Raw genomic sequence first — 21,273 nt, 5'->3', positions numbered from 1 at the left:
CGCCGCTCCGGACGCAGCATGATATGCAGCACCAGCAACTCGTCGAGGAAAACGTGCTCCATCCGATACAGGCGATGTACAGTTACAAAAATATGATGAGGGGGATAAAAATGTTACACAAATGGAAAAAGACGGTTTTAGTATTTTTACTTGTATCAACGGTTCTGACAGGCGGTTTTGCGGCTTTTCAAGCGGATGGCAAAGCCGAAGGGCAGGATATAGTCAAGCTTTCCCTTGCCGACGCCCTGAAGATGGCGGAAGAAAGCAACCCCCAGGTAGCTCTGTCAAAGCTGGCGGTGGAGAAGGCACAGCTGGCTCAGCAGGAGATAAAGTATCAGGATAAAAAAGGCAAAGAAGAGGAAAAAGACGAAGAAGAAAATAATTCATCATATTCAAATCCATACAAACTCAGCCCGTCGGATTTTGAATATAAATACCAGATCGAGCTGGGCAAAAAGAATGCCGAATTCGGCCTCAAAATGGCTGAACTGGGCGTCGACGCAACCTTAAGGAACATCCGGTACGGAGTGGAAGCGGCATATTACGGAGCCCTGGCAGCGGAAGACAATCTTAAAATATGCAGGGAAGCTCTGGAAAGGCAGCAGGAAATGTTGAAGATTGCGGAAGCCAAACTAAAAGCCGGTGTGATTGCAAAAAGAGACCTGATGGACGCTCAGGTACAGGTGGCCAGCGCCCAGGCTGCGGTGGCCGTGGCCGAGTCGGAGAGGCAAAAGGCTTACATCAATCTTAAAAAGTTGTTGAATATAGATTTTGCGAAAGAAATAGAACTGACCGATACCTTCGATTACAGGCCGATTGAAAATGTTGCGGAACCGGAAAAACTGATAGAAGAAGCGCTACAAAAACGGATGGATATTATAGAGGCACAGGGAAAGCTTGACATTGCCCAGTTGGATTTCGACATGACGAGCAGCGTATATCCTTCCAATACTTTTAAATATAAAGAAAAAGAGTATGCCCTGCAGGATGCAAAGATGAACCTAGAAAACAAGAAAAAAGATGTGGAGGCGGAAGTGAGAGGGATTTTGCTGGATCTTGCAGAAGCTCAATCAAATATACCCGCACTGGAAAAATCCGTTGAGACGGCGAAAGAAAGCTTGAGGCTTGCAATCTTAAGCTATGAGGCTGGTACAGCAGTGAGAGTGGATGTATCCCAGGCGGAGGAAATGCTCAAGCGGATAGAACTTCAAATGAATCAAGCCGTTTATAATTACAATCTTGCAAAGATAAAACTCGAAAACGTGGTTTACATTCCGGTGACGTCGAATGCCTCCGGTTACAGGAGTGCTCAGTAAATTTATACGCGGGAGATGAGAACAGAGTCAATGCAACCCGAAAACATAAGTGAGAGAAAGGCAGAACGTTACGAGGAAATTATCCGGGCCGCCTTTGAAGTGTTCATAAAAAAGGGTTTCCATCAGGCGAAAATGGAAGAGATAGCCCGGAAGGCGGGTATCGGAAAAGGAACCATATACGAATATTTTCCGGGGAAGAAAGAACTTTTCTGCGGCATGGTAAAGCAATGCATGACATGGTACTTTGACTCCATAAAGCAAAGCACTGAACATGGCGAGAATTTCAAGCAGAAACTTGAAAACATGATGGACGCCCACATGAAATTAGCCATACATGCAAAAAAACTGACAAACCTCATGTTTCACGACTTTACATACATCAGCCGCGACCTTCACATGTGGATTATACAGGGGCAGAAAAAAATGATCAGGCTGGTGGAAGACATTTTACAGCAGGGCATAGACGAAGGGATGCTGCGGCAGATCGACGTACACCTGGCGGCGGTGATGTTTCTGACTTCATGGAGAATATTTTTTGCAGAGAGCGTTTTTAATGATAATGAAGATGCCGAGCTTTCTCTGGAAAAAATTAAAGAAAAAGCCCTGGACATTTTATTCCACGGGATAGCGTTAAATATGTGACAGGGATATTACAGCAATATTACAATACTGTTACATCTTCCAGATAACCTCATATTTTCCATATTGTTTTACGATATTATATAGTGAAAATCAAATCCGGTTCCGGAACCCGGGGGAAAAGAAAAATGGAAAAATAGGAGGGTGAGTATGAAAAGGTTGACCGCAAAAATTATCACCGTGCTGTTAGTAGTGCTGGTGGTTCTGACAATGGCGGTACCGGCCGCCTTTGCCAAAGGGGCCGAGGGTAAAAACTTAAACGTTTTTTCGCAGGGCAAAGCCCGATGGAAAACAGGTTTTTCAGATGTAGACGAAACCCTGAATTGGGCCAGGATGGCCATTGAAAAAATGTATGCAAAAGGGATTTTCACCGGATATCCCGGAGACTTTTTTAAGCCAAAGAACAATGTTACCAATCTGGAGGCCGTTGTGATTGCCCTCAGGATTATGGGCTGGGAGCAGGAAGTCGACAATGTGAAAAACCTTCCGAAATCAGTAAAGAATCTCAATGTCAAATGGTCAAAAGGTTATTATTATATTGCCCTGGCCGTTGAAAAGGGCCTGGTAGAACCCGACGAATTGAAAGGTTTCAATCCTAATGCAGCAGCCAAGCGATATGAAGTGGCAAGGCTGGTGGTAAGGGCCCTGGGCAAGGAAGATGAAGCGCAGGAACATATGAATGATAAGCTGCCCTTCAAAGATGCCAATGCAGTTCCAAAAGATGCCGTGGGATATGTATATGTGATAACAGATTTGGGGCTGATGAAGGGTGACGACAGAGGGTTGTTCAAGCCGCAGGAACCCATCAGCCGGGCGGAAATGGCGGTGCTGGCAAGCAGGCTCGACGGTACACTGGAACCGAAAGATGAAAACCTTCTGGTAGGCATAGTAAAAGATGTGGATACGGAAGAGCTGACCATAACCATAACAAACAGCTATGGAGAAAAGACCTATGACATAATAGAAAATGTGCCTGTTTACATTGATGAAAAATATAGAGAGCTGGAAGACCTGAATGTAGGAGACAGAGTGGAACTGGTTATAAATTCCGATGGAGACGTGGTGTTCATTCAAGTGCTTGAAGAGGACGCTGAGCCGGTCACAGTGAGCGCCAGAGGACTTGTTACGGATGTGGATGAAGACAACGGGACAGTATCGCTGTTTACCTACGTCAACGATGCTGATAAGGGATTTGTGGGCGTCCTGAAAACGAGCGATTTGGAGGGATGGCATTATGAGCTTTCCACCGGTTATGGCACTTTTGTACTTACAGGGGATACCGACGGCCTGGAAGATTATGTGGGGAAAACTATAGTTGTAGCGGGCACATTGAAAGTCGGAGCCTCGATATACATGAGTGGAGACCTCATAGATGTAGAAGACTTTTACCCTGTCAGGACAGCCAGTGTGGTGACATTCAAGGTGGATGACGATACAAAAATCACGGTAGACGGTAAAACCGGAGAACTTTCAGACATAGAAACGGGAGACTTTGCGAAGATAAAAGCCCAGGATGGGGAAGCTTTAGAAATCGAAGTTTACAGTTTCCGGGATAGGATCAGGGACCAGAACAGGGAAACGGAAGAAATCAAGAATGGCAGATTGGAAGGCAACGTGGTATCTTTAACGCTCAGGTCTCAATGGGAGATAACAGTTGAAAATGAAGACGGAGTATATACATTTGTCCTGGCGAGCGATGTAAACCTGGACGATATAGATGGGCTTTCGGATATAAAGGCGGGCATGAAAGTTGAACTGAGGATAAAGAACGGCAAAGTTATAGAGATAAAAGCCGAATAAATTTAATATAAATTTAGGAAAAGGGCGGAAATACCGCCCTTTTTTGCAAAAAAAAGAAGGATAAATCCTGTATATGTAGAATATAGAAAATAGAATTTATGATGAGCGGAGGGAAACCCATGAAAAAACCGGAAGTTTTATCAAAAAAGGCATTTCTGGCAGCACTTATTGCGGCGGCCTTAGCAGTGACGAGCTTTATCCAGGCCTTTGCGGCGAATTTGAATTTCAAGGATATCACAGCCTCGAAATACGATTGGGCAAGACCGTACATAGAGAAAATGTACCTCAATGACATAGTAAAAGGCGTGGATACCGGCGGAACCAAATTTGCACCGGATAACAGTGTCAAGCGCGACGAGATTGTTACCATGATTATAAGACTCATGGGTCTTGAGGAAGAGGCCAAAGCCAGGAGTCTTCCGGCAGATTTTCCCAACGCATCCAGCGTGCCCGCATGGGCCAGGGGTTATGTGGCGGTAGCTGTTGAGAAAGGGATCATTTCTGGAAGCGACCTGACGGATTTCAGAGCCGAGGAAAACGCAAAAAGATATGAGGTGGCCATTTTTGCGGTGAGGGCTCTGGGCCTTGAAGAAGAAGCCAAGAACATGAAAAACGTGGATCTGACATTTACCGATTTATCCGACATTCCGTTGGAGGCCAGGGCTTACGTTCAATTGGCTTTGGAAAATGGTATTGTTAAGGGGTTTCCGGAAGCCGGCGGCAAGTACAGTTTCAAACCGAATGATAAACTCACAAGGGCTCAGGCTGCTGCGATCCTCAGCAATCTTTCGAAAAAATTAGGCAACAAAAACATGATTACAGGCATTGTGCAGGATGTGGATTCGATTTTTTTGCCTTCAATTACGATCAAACTTTCAAACGGAAATTTTGTGACGTACAATGTCAACAATTCCACATCCATTTATAGGGAAAATGATCAGGGTTCTCTGACAAAGATATCGCTCAGCGGAATAAAGGTGGGCGACAGCGTCGGGATCATCACTGATACCGCAGCAACGAGCCGGGCGTCATATATAGAGGTATTTTCGGGCACTGCCACCACAACCGACGGGAGCGCCGTCGAAGGAACTATAAAAGATATTGATACGGCCCGAAGCATTTTAACGATGGAAAAGACCGGCGGGACGGATATGGTGCTGACCGTAAAAAGCAGCGTTAAAGTTTATGTTGACGGAAAATCGGCTTTATTGAGCGACCTTGCGGTCGGGCAGCCTGTAAAAGTCTATGTGACGGGTACCGACGTAACCCGGATTGAAGCTCAAAATGTGGAGAAAAAGGTGAAAGGAATACTGAAAACCGTCCCGGCTTCGACAAATAGTATTCTGGTAATAAAAAATGACGATACGGGCAAAAACGAAGCATATACCGTTGCCAGCGGCGTCAGCATCAAAAAAGACGGGAAGAGCGCCGGCCTTTCGGACCTTGCGCCCGACGATATGGCTACAATCACCATAGCCGGAAGTAAGGTTATAAAGATAGAGGCCGAGAGCGAGACAAAATATGTAAGCGGAACCGTCAAAGCCATAAGTTTTTCCGGTAAAAACCCGGTGATCACGGTGGAGGATGAAGATGGAAATGATGCGGACTATGAAGTGGATGAGGATGTATATATAAAAAGAAACAGCAAATCTGCAAAAATCGGGGATATCAAAAAAGGCGATGCGGTAGACCTCACCCTGGAGTACAACGTCATTGTTGATATCAGGGCAAAGAGCGTGAAAAAGGATGTCAGCGGCACGGTAAAAGCCATTACCATCTCGGATACGCCACAGGTCACAATAATCGATGAAGACGGCGACACCTACACCTATAACATCACCTCGGACACCGAAATTCTGAAAGACAACAAGGAAATAACCGTGTACGACCTGCGGGCGGGGTATTATCTGGATATGGAAGTGGAAGGCGACGATGCCTTAAGCATAGATGTTACCGCCCGCGAAAACCTGATAACGATTCAGGGGACGGTGCAGAATATTCACAAGGATGCGGAAGTAATAGTAATAAGCGTAAAAGATTCGGACGGTACCAAAACCTCAAAGGAAATCCACTATACCGACGATACAGTATTCATGAGAGGTTCCAATAAAATTACCATAAACAAGATAAATGAGGGCGACCAAATAATCGCCACAGGAAAATATGACAGCGGGCTATTTTTTGCAGAAACCATTATTGATTTGACGGTTTCCGACTGAGAAGAGGATAAGCCATGAAGACCACAAGAGCCTCAAATAAACAACCAGTACTGGCATCGGGCGGGCAGACAAACCCGTCCCTGCTGGCATTCATGCTGACATTGATTATTATCTTTGCTCTAAGTTTTGAACATGTTTTTGCCCTAGGGTTTTCTGATACTGAGGGCAATTTTGCAGAAATGGAGATCTCCATGCTCCTGGCAAAAGGCATAGTAAACGGCGACGGAACAAACTTTTTCCCCGGAAAGCCCGTCACAAGGGCGGAATTTGCAAAGATGCTAGTGGTCGCACTGGGCTATGGGGATGATGCCGAAGAAATAAAAAATTATTCCGCCGTGTTTTCCGACATCGACAGGCACTGGGCGGCGGGTTTTGTAAAAGAGGCATGGGAGCTGGGCATAGCGAAGGGCGAAGGGTCACGCTTCTATCCCGACAGGAGCATAAACAGGGCCGAGGTTTTGACAATGCTCCTCAGGGCTTTCCGCGTCGCTGTAGAGAGCGACTCGGAAAAAAACCGGCAGACGCTTGAAAAATTCGGCGACTGGACAAATATTCCCTCATGGGCTGTACCCTATGTGGCCCGGGCTGTGGAAAAAGGCATAATCAGCGGCACGCCGGAGGGGTTGTTCGAGCCCCTCCGGCCGGCTTCCAGGGCGGAAGCTGCGAAGGTTCTGGCCGCTGTGGCGGCTCAGAACGGATATATCTACGACTACCACGGCCTTCTCACGGTGACCGATGGAAAACCTGGAGAAATTAATTTGACAATAGATGGCGTCACAGTGGGCTTTCAATTGTCTCCGGATGCGGTGGCGTATAAGGGACGGGAAAAAGTAAATATAAACAATTTAAACGGCAGGATGGTTTATATAATACTGAATGGCGCAAAAGTTGAATTTATTAAATATACCGGGGAATGATCAGCATGGTGAAAATAACCGGAATATCTATAATGACAATTTTAATATTTTTCATGTTCGCACCGGCACTGGCCCTTGAAAATGCGGATTATGACATAAATGCCGGGATGAAGGAAGCCTTGGCAGTTATCAGGGCGGATATTTTCAAGAAAAACACGGGGGCAGACGGCCGCGGAATAAAGGTGGCGGTTATAGACACTGGCATTGATGTAAGTCATCCGGATCTTCGAAACACACCCGATGGGAAGGTAAAAATAGTGGATTATGCAGATTTTACGGATGAAGGCCTTGTAGAAACGAAATTTTCAGCCTCTGCCGGGGACGGCGCCATTTTGCTGGAGGGCAAAAAATTTGCCGCAAAAGGGATACAATCAAAGAGTGGCGTACTTCATTTCGGATTTCTTAAGGAAAGCCAGTTGGACGAGAAGGGATATATTAATCAGGACTTGAACAGGGATGGCGACAACCGGGACGTATTCGGTGTGCTGGTGGCGGACCAGATCCTGCCGGGGATTTACGATACGGTTTATGTAGATACCAACTTAAACGACGATTTCAGCGATGAAAAACCGTTGAAGGCATACAACACGGGATTTCAATGGGCGTATTTCGGCAAAGACAACCCCGGCACGGAATATGTTGAAGAATCGTCTTTTGTGGTTTCCGAAATAAGCCCGACAGGAGATATGGTAAGACTGAGCTTTGACGGAAACGGACACGGTACCCATGTGGCGGGAATTATAGGCGCCTGGGGGAATCTCGTGGGCACCGCGCCTGGAGTGCAGATAATGGCAATAAAAGCCCTTGGGTCCTCGGGTGACGGAAACTGGGACAGCATTGCAGGCGGAGTAGAATATGCAAAAAAACACGGAGCCAACATAATAAACATAAGCATAGGAAATATTTCGTCTTCCAGTGAAGAGCAAATAGCCCAGTCCAGGCTTTTTAAAAAAATATCCCTTGATGGGAAGGCGCTGGTGGTAATGGCGGCGGGGAATACCGGCCCGGGCCTTTCCACGGCGGCCGATGCGGGAGACAGCGAGAGCGTAATAACGGTTGGGGCCTATATGTCTCCAGCCCTGTGGGATATAAACTACAACGCCCGTGTTCCTGGCGAGACCCTGTGGTATTTTTCCGGCATGGGTCCGGCTTCGGGAGGCTCCTCTGCGCCTTCGGTGGTGGCTCCCTCCAGCGTCGTTTCCACAGTGGCCACATGGGACAGCGGGGGATATTTTTTAATGGATGGCACCAGCATGGCCGCTCCATTCGTATCGGGCTGTGCGGCGCTGCTTTTTCAAGAAGCGAAAAAGGAAGGAATCACTGTTTCGCCTGCGGCTTTAAAAAAGGCTCTGGAGCAGGGGGCAAGAAAGCTGGACGGCTACCTTACGATAGAACAGGGGAACGGCCTCATAGACGTAATTAAGACATGGAATATGTTGAAAAATAACGGTTCGAAAGAATCGACCGCCCGGCGTGTGGAAATAAAAATACCCGAAAGCCCGGGGTATAAAGGCGGCATTTTTTTACGAAACGCACTGAAGGGCAAAATTAATATACTTTTGACAAACCTGTCCGGTTCTGTATTGAAATTGAAACTGGAACAGGATCAGAAATGGGTGGGAAAAGATAAGGATTATGTGATTCTTCCAAGAGGCAAACCCCGCAGGGTGACGATTTCATATGATTTTCCCGAACAACCCGGACTTTACATCGCAGAGACAGCGGCATACTCGTCAAAAGGGAAAGATCCCGAAGCAAGTTTTATCACGACCGCGGTTGTGCCTTACGACCTGAGCGGTTCCGGTTCGATGAGCTTCAAAAACTCACTGCTACCGGCCAGGTGGTACCGTTACTTTTTTAAAACCGTGCCGGGCATATCGGTATTGAGATTCGATCTCAATATAACAAAAGAAAAAAATAATGCCATGGGACGTGGCCTGTTATATATTTATGCCCCTGACGGGCAAAAAGTGTTTGAAGATTACGCCGGCTCGGATTATCTGTCTTCACGGGACAGGATTTCATATAAGATAAAAGACCCAGCTCCGGGGATATGGGAAGTTGTTGTGGTTTCGGATTACAACCTGTCGGATTTTGGAACGGACAGGACATCCTATAATTTGACGGCAGCGGTTTCGGGGACTTTTGTCGACAGCGGGAATGTGAGTTTATACGCAAACAAGGGGCAGATGCGGATTTCCCGGGAAATATTGTTGAAAAATGTTGGCAGGACATTTCGGGGGCATGCGGTGGGATTCGGCCTGGCGGAAGAAAATCAGGACATTGTGTCGGAACCTATAATCGTAAATCAGGGAGAACTGGTTCCGGGGCCGTCTTTTACGGTGCCTGAAAATGCCATGAGTCTGAAAGTCGAAGTAAGACCCGCCGGAGAATTCATAGGAGATGTGGATCTTTACCTGTACCGGAAAAATGACAGCACCGGAAAGTACGAAGAAATTGCGTCTTCGGCCAGAGTGGACGTATCCGATGAGAAAATTGAAATGGCAGGTCCCGCCCCGGGAGAATATGTGGTGTATGTTGACGGTTTTTCCGTTCCCGGCGGCAGCGCTGCATTCAATATCAAAAGGCAGATTCTTACAGACGGCGGTGATATTGTCGTCCATGATCCTGTTGCAGAACATCAGCCGGGGTCGTCATGGAAGGTGAAGCTCAATATAAATGTTCCCGAGGGTGGAACGAATTTTACAGGTTTCATTGCAGTAAAAGATGAAAACGGAAACGAGTTGTCCCGGATTCCGGTGAGACTTTGCGTGCAAGAAAGTGAGCTTCTTGTGCAGGCGCTGCCCGAGGGGAACATTACCGTCCGGGAAAAAGACACCCTCAGGCCTGTAGATGCCACCGTTGTGGTAAACGGAATAGCGTATCCGGCAATAGGAGGAAGCGCCCATATACCGGATAATGTTAAAATAAAATCTATAGAGATATACGACGAAAAATATTATAATCATGTTACATATTAATTAAAAAATTTAATAAATTAAATTTGAGAGAAGGAAAATTTATATTTGCATAGAATTATATAATATTGTTGGAATTGGATGCTAGTCGTATATATATTTTTTCAATTATTGTTAGGAGGCGATGTTCTCAAAAGACCGGAAGAACGCTTGAAAGAGAGATAAGGATTGCCAAGAAAAGGGGGACAGAAGTCTGTGGAAAGATGCAAGGTGATGGTTGTGGATGATCAGCTGTGGGTAAGGACCATGCTGCTGGAGGCGCTTTCTTCTTCTGGATATTTGACTTTCGGTGCTGCAAACGGCAGGGAAGCTTTGCGTATGATACATAAGGAAAAACCGGACATAGCTTTAATCGACATGACCATTCCGGGAATTGACGGCTTCACCCTTTTGGCACATTTAAAAGATGAAAAACCCGAGATGGCCACCATTCTCATGTCCGGGAATTCTGATATTGAGTACATAAACCGCGCCAGAAGAGAAGGAGCGTGCGGTTATCTTGTAAAGCCTTTCGACGTGGAGGAACTGAAAAGTCTCCTTGTAAGAATTTCGACAACACAAGATACGGCACCGAGAGGAGAAGACAGATGGGCGATGGACTCCGGGACAGATCAAATGATTTCGTAAATTTCGCGCGCGCTTACGAAGAAACATTCACGGAGAATGTTCGTTCAATTAGTGACGATCCGCCGATTCTGATCAAAGAAGGAAAGCATCAGGTCTTCATCGAAAGTGCGAGCGATAGTTGCGATGAAATGGCCCCGCTAGTTTTCGATGTTACAACCTCTCTGGTGGAAGGCCCCCACGGCCAGCTTGGCGCCGTAATATCTTATGAGGATAAAAATGAACGTGAAAATTATCACAAAATAATCTCAAGGCTTGAAAATTTGACTGTGGTCGGGGAGCTGGCCGCCAGCGCAGTCCATGAAATTAAAAATCCCATATTTTCCATAAGGGGCTTTTTGCGGTTGCTTGAAAACAGTTTGATGCAGGATGACAAGCGAAGAGAGTACACGCAAATCATGGTCGCTGAACTGGACCGTCTGGCCAAGCTGGCCGATGATTTTCTGATGCTGACAAGAAATAAGGAAAAAAATGGCGATAAAGTTTTTGTGAACAAATTATTGATAGAAATATTGAAACTTTTCAAACCGAGATTTGATATGAAAGGGGTTTCATGCCATTTCAATGCGGACGATAACATTGTCCCGGTTTATATAGATGCGGATCAGTTAAAGCAAGTATTTATAAATATAATACAAAATGCCCTCGACGCGATGCCCTCAGGTGGAAATATTTATCTAAGCATTTATGCACAAGATAAAACCGTGATAACAGAGATAAGAGATGAGGGGTCGGGTATAAAAAAAGGAGATGAAGGCAATATATTCAAACCGTTTTTTACTACAAAAGAAAATGGTACGGGTCTCGGTCTGTATATATCCAGGAGAATTATCTCAAGCTACGGAGGGACAATAGAATTCGAATCTGAAGAAGGCTGCGGGACCAAATTTATTATAAAATTGCCGCAGGCATCTTAGCTCTGGAACAATAAAGTAAACCTCTCAAATATTGACGCCGCAAGATATTAATGGTATAATAACAAGCAAAAGGCAAATCCTCCTCGGTGTATCAATAAAAAGGAGGCCCTTCTATGGGTCTCCTTTTTTAAAAAGTGTTCATCATTGAATATTTTTCCCATCTATGTGCATAATCTTTGATAGCCCCCCTTTTTAGATTTTTCCTATATTTTAAACAATAAATCATCACGAGAAAATCTGCCGTGTTAGTACATCGGCCTCTTGCTTCCGAAGATTTTAAATATTTTCCCGTGAAAAAGAGCATATCTTTACTCAGATGTAAATTTACTCAGATGTAAAGGAGTGAAATTTTGTTAATTACTGAACTTGAAAAGAAAACTATAGCCGAGCTGCATGAAATCGCAAAAGAAAAGAAAATACCAGGATATTACAAATACCGAAAGCGCGAACTCATAATAAAAATCATGGAGACCATGGCAGAAGAACCAGGAGATGTCATGGCCGAAGGTGTTCTTGAAGTTTTGCCCGACGGATATGGATTCTTACGCATAGAGAATTATCTTCCGTCGGATGAGGATATATACATTTCTCCATCGCAGATTCGACGATTCCACTTAAGGACCGGAGATATGATTTCCGGCAAGATAAGACCTCCCAAGGAAGGAGAAAAATACAGGGCCATCCTGCAGATATCAGCGGTAAATGGTCTGGATCCGGAGCATGCGATAGGACGTTTCCACTTTGATTCACTCACTCCAATCTTTCCCCAGCCCAGGCTCACTCTTGAAAATGACCCTCAGGACCTTTCAACCAGGATAATAGACATAATATCTCCCATAGGAAAAGGCCAGCGGGCGCTCATAGTTTCTCCGCCCAAAGCGGGGAAGACCATGATGCTCAAGAAAATAGCCAACGCCCTTACCAGGAACCATCCCGACGTACAGCTGATCGTGCTTTTGATAGATGAAAGGCCCGAAGAGGTTACGGATATCAGGCGTTCCGTGGAAGGAGAAGTGGTGAGTTCCACGTTTGACGAACTGCCCGAAAACCATTTGAGAGTGGCGGACATGGTGCTGGAGAGGGCCCAGAGGCTGGTGGAAAGCAGAAGAGATGTGGTGATACTGCTGGATAGCATCACACGCCTGGCAAGAGCCAATAACCTGGTGGTCCCCCCTACCGGTCGGACTCTATCCGGCGGGCTTGATCCCAGCGCTCTGCACAAGCCTAAAAGGTTTTTCGGGGCAGCCCGCAATATAGAAGAAGGCGGCAGCCTGACTATAATAGCGACCGCTCTAGTGGAGACGGGGAGCCGAATGGATGATGTCATATACGAGGAATTCAAGGGCACTGGCAACATGGAAATCCATCTTGACAGGAAACTTGCGGAGCGCAGAGTATACCCTGCCATAGATATAAAAAAATCCGGCACGCGCCGGGAAGAACTCCTGCTGTCTAAAGACGAACTGGAAGCGGTGTGGGTACTCAGAAAAGCTCTGGCTCCGCTGGAAACAGTGGAAGCTGCTACGACCCTCATAAACCGCCTGAAAAGGACAAAAACCAACAGGGAATTTTTTGAAAACCTGGCAGCCACGGTAAACGAACTGCAGCTGACGTAAAAGTGATGCGGATTAATAATCGGTCTTTTTTTGCTCTTTAAAATCGGTTTGATAAAGATATCCTTTTGATATGAGTTTTTCAATATGCTGGCGGAGTTTTTCCTCCAGGTTGATATTGTAGTTTTCCTCCAGAACGAACATCATGGATACGGCCACTTGGGCCACGTCCAGCAGTTCTCTCGCCATCCTGTCCACCGCTTCCTTTTCATCCATCCTGACTTTTTCACCGCTCTGGCCACGGAATTTGCCTATGGCCTGAGCCAGTTCTCCGGCCTCCTCCATAAGCTTCAAAGCGGTGGATTCAAGGGTTGGCGTAAGTCCGTTCAATTTTGGAAGGCTTATGACTTTGAAACTGTTGCCGTTTTGTATTTCCATATTTTTCACCTTACTTTACGATATTATTTCATCCTGACTTTTGATAAGCCGGGAGGCAAGATAAGTAAAAAATGCGGCCGCCAGCAGACGGGTGGCAAGAAGGAGGGCGCCGCTCGCACCGATGGCCATAAAAATCGCGGTATCCTCAAAGACCGCATGGGCGCAGACCAGAAAATATGTTATCAGGTAGAGGTCCCTTTTGGGCAGTTTATCTTCCCTGGCGGACCGGAAGATGACACCGGCGCCGTACGAAAGCCCTATTATTATCCCTATAACCAGCGGGAATCCGGATTCTTTTTTCATGCCGTAAATTTTGACCACCGGCGAAAAAAGATTTGCTATTCTTTCAAGGATGCCCATGTCCTTTAATATTTCCATAAAGATCATGAGCGGTATGACAATAAAGGCAATCTGCTTCACCGACAGAAAGCTTCCCACCGCGGCTTCTTTTAAAATACTCAACATTAAGATTCCTCCATTTATGAGTCAGGTGAGTCAGGGGACGGTTCCTTGACTCAACTTGTTGAGTCAAGGAACCGTCCCCTGACTCACCTGACTCATTAAAGCATAAGATTGAATGCAATCCCCGATAAGATGGCAAGACCGGCCCTTACCGCAATTACATTGACGGCTGAAAGGCCTATTTTTTTTGCCAGAGCGGTTTCCACCGGCAGACTGTGGCAGAAAGAAAGCATAATGGCAAGCACTGTGATTTCTTTATAAGTGAGGGAGAGGGAAACCATAGCCCCTATGGCCGCATAAAGATTGACCACATTCCCCAGGACAAGGACGATGGCGGCTTTTCCGGGTAGGCCGAAAAGCCTCATTAAAGGCGAAAATAGACCGGAAATAACATTTAATACAAAAGTATGTTTTAAAAAGGTGACAATAAAATAAATCGGTATTACGATTCTTGCCAGCTGCCATGTGACATCCACGCCTGCGATAAGTCCCCGTTTGACGGTGCCTGCCGAAAGAGATTTTTGAGTGTTTTGCAAGACGGCACCTCCGATTTAAGCAATTAATTCTGGATATTCAAGATTATAACGTACCGCAGCAAAGCTGCAATCAAAAAAATAAGGACAGTAGCCGTCCCTCAATAATAAAATCGGTGACTTGCTCACCAGAAGCGAATGGTTTAAAATAACCTTAAGTGTTTGGCCAAGCCAGTGACACAATCGCTTAGGAGGTAACGGCTACTATGATAATTATAGAGAAATATAAAGATAAAATCAATGGAATATTGAGCACTTTTGACAGAATAATAATAAAAGGTCACATTCGGCAGTTTTTTAGCCCTTCAGGTAAAAAACACTTCTTAAGTCAGGAAAGCTTATTATATACGGATTTTGGTAATTATGCCTTACAAGTTACTGGGAAAATAAAAGAGCATGCTATAAATATGGCCAATGAACTTAAACGCCCCTATATATACCTTAATTCTCCCAGAATCTCAAAAGAAGAAACTGCATTAAAATGTCTCAAAGAAAACCCGATTGATGAAGGATTAATATGCATATTATCTACCGTTGAGTTTTGCTCTACCTTGCAGGTGATAAAAAACACTCAAACAGGAAAACTTGAACTAAAAAACGTTGACCGTAAATGCATCTATCTTTATTTCTACTATCTTGACAGCGAATTCGGCTTTATGCACGTAAAACTTCAAACATGGTTTCCTTTTATGATACAAGTTTATATAAATGGCAGAGAATATCTTTCAAAACAATTAGATAAACACGGTATTCAATACAATCGCTATGACAATAGCTTTACATATATATCCGATGTTGAAAAAGCTCAAGAGCTCGCTGATAAAATAGAATCGTTAAAGTTTTGCAAGAGGCTGGATGCTATTGCCGCAAAAATTAACCCTTTCCTAAGCAGAATTTATGAGATTTTTCATCAAGGATATTATTGGTGTGTAGATCAGTGCGAGTATGCAACCGATATTATGTTTAATAGCCGAGAAGATTTGGAAAAAATATATCCGGCTCTGGTTGAACACGCTCTGATTTCCTTTAAGTGCGATGATGTAATGACTTTCCTTGGCCGTAAAATGCATAATGCATTTCAGGGAGAAATAGTCTCCGATATTAAAAAACGGCCCCAAGGATTACGCATTAAACACAGAATGAAATCAAACATTATTAAAATGTATGATAAGTATAGCGTTCTTAGGGTAGAAACCACTATAAATGACCCTCATGAATTCAAGATATTAAAACGTGTAAATAGCAAGCAAGGTGAAGTCTTGCGCTGGACTCCCATGGGTAAGTCAATTGCTAATCTGTATAGATATGCTCAGGTTTCTAAAGCCTCTAATCTTCGTTATTTTGATGCTCTAGCGCAGGCAGTTCCTACAGGAGAAGTTATACAGGAGGTAGAGAAATTATGCGGCAAAACAACATACAAAAATAGAGATTACAGCGGCTTTAATGTTCTTTCTCCCGAAACTTGTCAGCTGTTTCTTGCTGTAATGAATGGGGCTAACAATATTAACGGTTTTACTAATTTTGATATTCGTACTCAACTTTTTCCTGACTTCGATATTAATGATAAAAGAATAAGAAATAAAACCACCCGAATATTAGCTAAGCTAAGAGCCCATAAATTAATATGTAAAATCCCCCACTCTTTTAAATATAAAGTCAGCAAAAAGGGGTTAAGGGTTATGTCTTCTATTTTGAAAATCAAGGCTAAAGAGTATCCTCTCTTGGCTAATATGCAAGCCGCGTAGTTAGTGGCTTCTGAAGGACTTTTTGTATAAAAGTTTGTTTTTCTTTAAAACTTTTAAAGGACAATAATATATTATGTCATTTATAGAAATATGCAAATTAAACGTTCATCGTGCCGCTTGGATATAAAATCCGACCGTTTGGAACTTATTTTATACCGTTTGAAGCAAATATTAACATAATTTCTTTTTTTGGACGTATAATATATTTGTAAATATATTAAATTTTCGACCAACGTTGGAGGAAATCATGATTTTTGAAAAGTACCTGGATATCCTGGAGAAAAAACATGAAAAATTTTTCGATGTGTACAGAAATCACCGGATCGGCGACATGGTTTTTGATCTGTATACCGAATTTCATATCAAAAATGAAAGATTTTTCTTTGTGAGTGTGCTGGACGCATATGAAGCCCACGAGTACCGTTTCGTCAAAAGTTTTTTGGCCCCCAATTTGAATGACGTCGAACGGTTCGTAGAATGGATGCAAGGTGAAATAAAAATCCTGACAAAACCCGACACAAACCATATGTGCACCACATTGACAGGCATAATTGTGGCAAAAAATGGGCTTTTGCCGGAAGTGGAAAGCTATATTAAAAGATATAAATACACAAAGTACTTTGGCTTTGGAATGAAAGGGTGGTGCGACATCAGGCTTATAGGAGTAGATGGAGTTTCCGATAGGGTGGTGGCAAATAAAAAAGGAAAAGAGGTGATGAAAGATTTTGAACAGGCTGCGGCTGCCGCCCGGTAGGATTATAAAAAAAAGAAAAGGGGGACCACAATGAGTGCAATTTTGCTGTTGATAGGTGCAATCATACTTTTCCTGATAGCTTATACGGCGTACGGCGGATGGCTGGCAAAACAATGGGGCGTCGACATCCACCGCGAAACTCCCGCTCATACCATGTACGACGGAATAGACTATGCTCCAGCAAAGGCGCCTGTGCTGCTCGGCCATCACTTCGCATCCATTGCGGGGGCAGGTCCCATTAACGGCCCGGTTCAGGCTGCCGTATTTGGATGGGTTCCGGTGGCTCTGTGGATAATAATAGGCAGCATCTTTTTCGGCGCGGCCCATGACTTCGGTTCCCTGATAGCCTCGCTGAGACATAAGGGGAAATCCATTGGAGACGTCATTGAAGTCAATGTGGGTATTACCGGCAAAAGGCTCTTTCTACTTTTTTCCTGGCTCACGCTGGTGCTGGTGGTGGCGGCTTTTGCAAACATAGTGGCGGATACATTCGTGGCCACGCCGCAGGCGGCCACAGCGTCCCTGTTGTTCATACCTCTGGCTGTGGCCTTCGGTTTTGCCGTATACCGCAGGAACGCTTCATTATCGATCAGCACAGTGATAGGCGTCATCATTCTGGCTTTCTGCATCATTTTCGGCTACTATGCTCCGCTGTCCCTTTCCAAAACCGCATGGATTGCCATTCTGGCCATATACATTGTAGCGGCTTCCATCATGCCGGTGTGGATACTGCTCCAACCCCGGGACTATCTGAATTCATTCCTGCTTTACGGCATGATGCTGGGCGGCATCATAGGCATACTACTGTATAACCCGCACATTCAACTGCCGGCCTTCACCGGCTTCAAAGTGGGTACCCAGTACCTGTTCCCGATGCTGTTCGTGACAGTGGCATGCGGCGCCATCTCGGGATTCCACTCGCTTGTGGCGTCGGGCACCACAGCAAAGCAGTTGGACAGGGAAGGCGATGCGAGACTTATTGGTTACGGCGCTATGCTCATAGAAGGTGTCCTGGCAACCATAGCCATAATAACCGCAGCTTATCTGGCCAATGATAAATTTGCGGCTTTGATGAAAAGCGGTCCCACCAATGTTTTTGCCGATGGTTTGGGCACTTTCATGACAAGTTTCGGAGTCAATTTTACCATAGGAAAGACCTTTGCCGCCCTTGCGGTTTCCGCTTTTGCTTTGACGACCCTTGACACCGCCACAAGGCTTGGAAGGTTTGCTTTCCAGGAATTTTTTGAAAATATTTCGGAGGCGGGCGAAAAGGGGCAGGAGAAAAGCGCCGCGACAAAATTCTTTGGCGATAGGTTCGTGGCTTCCATAATAACTGTTATAGCTTCGGTTATCCTGGCTTTCACCAGTTGGAAGGTCATATGGCCCATATTCGGTTCGGCGAACCAGCTTCTGGCGGCTATTGCGCTTCTGGCGGTGGCGGCGTGGCTGGCCAATGCCGGCAAGAACAACGGCATGCTCATACTGCCGATGATATTTATGTTTGCGGTGACATTGACGGCGCTGGGATTTTTAATAAAATCCAATGCAGCCGCGGGAAACTACCTTCTGGTGGTGTTCGCAGTTCTGTTATTCATACTGGCAATCCTGCTCATAATACAGACTTACGGTGTGTTGACGGGAAAGAACAAAAAGACATCTGTAGGAATATAATGTCAAATTCCCAGGAGCCTGCTGCGAAGCGGGCTCTAAAGATTTGAGCATAAACCTCCCCCTCCTTGTTTCCAACTCAAGAGCGGCGACGGAGAACTTTCAGTGTTCTTGGCCATCTCCAGCGGCGGACTTAGTTTTACAAAAATCAATTAATACTTTTTAAAAAATATGATATATTAAATTTAGCAGTCGAACATTGCATTTTTCAGGAGTTGAAAATATGATATTTTCCATACTGATAAATCTGATGAACCGGCTGGGCTTCTTTATAGTGATCGCGTATTTGCTGTCGAGGAACAGGTCGTTTAAAAATTTGATATTGAAGAATGAGGTATCCCTAAAAGACAAGCTCATGCTCTCAGCCATTTTCGGAGCATTCGGCATACTGGGCACATATCTGGGCATACCCGTATATGGCGCCATAGCCAACTCCCGGGCCGTGGGCGTTATCATCGGAGGATTGCTGGGCGGGCCGTTTGTGGGGGTGCTTTCCGGTTTTATTGCGGGATTTCACCGCTGGGTCATAGACATAGGAGGCTTTACTGCTCTGGCCTGTGCGGTGTCCACTTTTACCGAGGCCACCATTGCGGGGTTCATTCACAGAAAATTAAAACACGGCAGAGTGAACTGGACAACGGCTTTTTTGATAGGAGCCAGCCTGGAGCTTCTGCAGATGGTGATTATTCTGATTATCGCCAGGCCTTTTTATGCTGCTCTGGCTCTGGTCAGGGTTATATGGTTTCCCATGACTTCCGTGAATGCAGCCGGTATAGCCATTTTTATATTGATTGTGGAGAATATATTCAAAGAACAGGAAAGGGCCGGGGCATATCAGGCGCAGCTGGCGCTCGACATTGCCTCGGAAACGCTGCCATATCTCAGACGCGGAATTAATGAACTGTCCGCATATAAAACGGCGAAAATAATTTATGAAAAAACCGACTTCGATGCTGTTGCCATCACCGATGAAAAACAGATTTTAGCTCATATCGGAGCGGGGGAGGACCATCATAAACCCGGCCACAATGTTCTCACTGAAGCCACCCGCAGGGCTCTTGCCACCGGTGAGTGCCAGACGGCATCATCCGGCTCGGAGATAGAGTGCCCTGACGAAAATTGCCCGCTGAAGGCGGCTGTCATAGTACCTCTGAAAGAAGAAGATGAGGTGATAGGCTGCCTCAAGCTGTACAAGAGCCGCGAAAATAGCATTTCAAGCGTGGATGTGAAGCTTGCGGAGGGGCTGGGGCAGTTGTTTTCCACTCAGTTGGAACTGGGCAAGTTCGAATATCAGTCCAAACTGCTGGCCCGCGCCGAGCTCAAAGCGCTGCAGTCGCAGATAAATCCTCATTTTTTATTCAATGCTTTGAATACCATCATATCAATTCTGAGAAAGGATCCTGCCCGAGCCAGGGAACTCTTAATATATTTGGGAGAATTTTTCAGGAAAAACCTGAGCATCAGCCTTGATATGGTGCCTCTTGAGCAGGAGATAGAACACGTAAAGGCTTATCTTGCCATAGAACAGGCGCGCTTCGGCGAAAAGCTAAAGGCGGTTTTTGAGATACAGGACGGCATCGATGTCATGGTTCCGCCCCTCATTCTGCAACCGCTGGTGGAAAACGCAGTAAAACACGGGCTCCTGCCGAAGAAGGAAGGGGGCACCGTGCGCATTGGAGCCAGGGTTCTCGAGGATGGTATAGAAATATTTGTGATAGACGACGGTGTGGGCATGGATGAAAATATTATGGGAAAATTGCTTTCCTGCACTGCCAGTCGCGACAGAATAGGTCTTTGCAATGTCAACGGCAGGCTGGAAAGCCTTTACGGCGTTCGAAGCCGTCTGACGATATCTTCAACGCCGGGTGTGGGAACAAAAGTAAAGTTCTTTATTCCGGCGCAGAAGGCAGGGAGGAACGATGGTGGAATTTACAGCGCTGCTGGTCGATGACGAGCCACCCGCCAGAGAAGAGCTGCGTTATCTGTTGGACGCTTATGACGAAATAAAAATTGTCGGCGAGGCTTCATCGGGGCAGGAAGCCATAGAAAAAATATTGACTATAAAACCCGATGTTATTTTTCTCGACATCCAGCTTTCCGACATGGACGGATTTGAGGTGGCCTGGCAGGTGTTCTCGGAAGGTGTGACGCCGGTGGTGGTATTTGCCACCGCTTATGATGAGTACGCCGTCAGAGCTTTTGAGATAAACGCCATGGACTACATTTTAAAGCCCTTTTCGGAAAAGAGGCTGGATAAAACCGTTAAAAGGCTCATCGAGGTATTCATGGAAAGAAAGCAGAAGCAGGAATCGCTAAAGGTTTCGGATTATCTTAAAAAGACCAGAAAAACGGCCTGCAACAAGCTTTCACTTTGGAAAAACGATAGGATCTATCTGGTGTGTCCTGAAGATATATGTTACTGCGAAGCCATTGAAAAGGGAAGTAAAATAAAGACCGAAAAAGGGGAGTTTTTAAGCCCCTATACCCTTTCTGAATTGGAGGAAAAGATAGCAAGCTCGGAATTTGTCAGGACCCATAAAAGCTATCTTGTGAATTTTGACAAGGTTAAAGAGATCATACCATGGTTCAACGGCACTTTCATCCTATCTATCAAAGGCTACGAGAAGGACGAAGTCCCGGTAAGCAGGAGGCACGCCAGAGAATTGAGGGAAATGTTCGAGATTTGAGTTTTAGTTTTAAATTAAATTTA

17 protein-coding genes are annotated in these 21,273 nt (G+C 45.3%); 14 read left to right on the top strand and 3 right to left on the bottom strand.

From position 1 onward, the window contains the following. Window positions 1-110 precede the first annotated feature (110 nt). The 9 genes from AC6I1H_RS07790 (at window position 111) to rho (ending at window position 13,026) form a co-directional block, all read left to right on the top strand. Complete coding sequence (locus AC6I1H_RS07790; protein WP_497740385.1) at window positions 111-1,316, top strand: TolC family protein; 1,206 nt, start codon at window positions 111-113, stop codon at window positions 1,314-1,316. A 30-nt stretch (window positions 1,317-1,346) separates the two neighbouring features. Next, on the top strand, window positions 1,347-1,958 hold the full coding sequence (locus AC6I1H_RS07785; RefSeq protein ID WP_497740384.1) for a TetR/AcrR family transcriptional regulator: 612 nt from the start codon (window positions 1,347-1,349) through the stop codon (window positions 1,956-1,958). 147 nt (window positions 1,959-2,105) lie between these two features. Continuing rightward, a complete protein-coding gene (locus AC6I1H_RS07780) occupies window positions 2,106-3,755 on the top strand; it encodes an S-layer homology domain-containing protein (protein WP_497740383.1) in 1,650 nt (549 codons plus the stop codon). A 119-nt stretch (window positions 3,756-3,874) separates the two neighbouring features. After that, on the top strand, window positions 3,875-5,974 hold the full coding sequence (locus tag AC6I1H_RS07775) for an S-layer homology domain-containing protein (RefSeq protein WP_497740382.1): 2,100 nt from the start codon (window positions 3,875-3,877) through the stop codon (window positions 5,972-5,974). 14 nt (window positions 5,975-5,988) lie between these two features. After that, a complete protein-coding gene (locus AC6I1H_RS07770) occupies window positions 5,989-6,891 on the top strand; it encodes an S-layer homology domain-containing protein (protein WP_497740381.1) in 903 nt (300 codons plus the stop codon). 5 nt (window positions 6,892-6,896) lie between these two features. Next, window positions 6,897-9,872: a S8 family serine peptidase gene (locus AC6I1H_RS07765; protein ID WP_497740380.1), complete on the top strand. Its 2,976-nt coding sequence runs from the start codon at window positions 6,897-6,899 to the stop codon at window positions 9,870-9,872. A 192-nt stretch (window positions 9,873-10,064) separates the two neighbouring features. Then, on the top strand, window positions 10,065-10,496 hold the full coding sequence (locus AC6I1H_RS07760) for a response regulator (protein WP_497740379.1): 432 nt from the start codon (window positions 10,065-10,067) through the stop codon (window positions 10,494-10,496). Next, complete coding sequence (locus AC6I1H_RS07755) at window positions 10,457-11,410, top strand: two-component system sensor histidine kinase NtrB (RefSeq protein WP_497740378.1); 954 nt, start codon at window positions 10,457-10,459, stop codon at window positions 11,408-11,410. The genes AC6I1H_RS07760 and AC6I1H_RS07755 overlap by 40 nt, the downstream gene beginning before the upstream one ends. A 350-nt stretch (window positions 11,411-11,760) precedes the next feature. Continuing rightward, complete coding sequence (rho, locus tag AC6I1H_RS07750) at window positions 11,761-13,026, top strand: transcription termination factor Rho (protein ID WP_497740377.1); 1,266 nt, start codon at window positions 11,761-11,763, stop codon at window positions 13,024-13,026. A 12-nt stretch (window positions 13,027-13,038) separates the two neighbouring features. On the opposite strand, the gene AC6I1H_RS07745 is transcribed toward rho, so the two are convergent. The 3 genes from AC6I1H_RS07745 to AC6I1H_RS07735 all read right to left on the bottom strand — a co-directional run bounded on the left by AC6I1H_RS07745 (window position 13,039) and on the right by AC6I1H_RS07735 (window position 14,399). After that, a complete protein-coding gene (locus tag AC6I1H_RS07745; RefSeq protein ID WP_497740376.1) occupies window positions 13,039-13,401 on the bottom strand; it encodes a MazG-like family protein in 363 nt (120 codons plus the stop codon). 15 nt (window positions 13,402-13,416) lie between these two features. Beyond that, the gene (locus AC6I1H_RS07740; RefSeq protein ID WP_497740375.1) at window positions 13,417-13,866 is read right to left on the bottom strand and encodes a nucleoside recognition domain-containing protein; all 450 of its coding nucleotides are present in this window, start codon (window positions 13,864-13,866) and stop codon (window positions 13,417-13,419) included. A gap of 95 nt (window positions 13,867-13,961) precedes the next feature. Next, complete coding sequence (locus tag AC6I1H_RS07735) at window positions 13,962-14,399, bottom strand: nucleoside recognition domain-containing protein (RefSeq protein ID WP_497740374.1); 438 nt, start codon at window positions 14,397-14,399, stop codon at window positions 13,962-13,964. Window positions 14,400-14,602: 203 nt separating this feature from the next. On the opposite strand from AC6I1H_RS07735, the gene AC6I1H_RS07730 reads away from it, so the two are divergent. The 5 genes from AC6I1H_RS07730 (at window position 14,603) to AC6I1H_RS07710 (ending at window position 21,250) form a co-directional block, all read left to right on the top strand. Next, complete coding sequence (locus AC6I1H_RS07730) at window positions 14,603-16,141, top strand: hypothetical protein (RefSeq protein WP_497737566.1); 1,539 nt, start codon at window positions 14,603-14,605, stop codon at window positions 16,139-16,141. 247 nt (window positions 16,142-16,388) lie between these two features. Further along, entirely contained in the window at window positions 16,389-16,895 is a 507-nt protein-coding gene (locus tag AC6I1H_RS07725) for a DUF8052 family protein (protein ID WP_497740373.1), read from the top strand. A gap of 30 nt (window positions 16,896-16,925) precedes the next feature. After that, on the top strand, window positions 16,926-18,566 hold the full coding sequence (locus AC6I1H_RS07720; RefSeq protein WP_497740372.1) for a carbon starvation CstA family protein: 1,641 nt from the start codon (window positions 16,926-16,928) through the stop codon (window positions 18,564-18,566). A gap of 220 nt (window positions 18,567-18,786) precedes the next feature. Next, window positions 18,787-20,514 (top strand): LytS/YhcK type 5TM receptor domain-containing protein, encoded by a 1,728-nt coding sequence (locus AC6I1H_RS07715; RefSeq protein WP_497740371.1) that lies wholly within the window; start codon window positions 18,787-18,789, stop codon window positions 20,512-20,514. Continuing rightward, window positions 20,486-21,250, top strand: coding sequence for a LytR/AlgR family response regulator transcription factor (locus AC6I1H_RS07710; RefSeq protein WP_497740370.1), 765 nt, complete (start codon window positions 20,486-20,488; stop codon window positions 21,248-21,250). The genes AC6I1H_RS07715 and AC6I1H_RS07710 overlap by 29 nt, the downstream gene beginning before the upstream one ends. The last annotated feature ends 23 nt before the right edge of the window (window positions 21,251-21,273 follow it).

The sequence above is a fragment of the Biomaibacter sp. TOL genome (genome assembly GCF_059717795.1).
The sequence above is the reverse complement of the archived record's forward strand: the minus strand, read 5'-3'. Positions and strand labels throughout refer to the sequence as shown.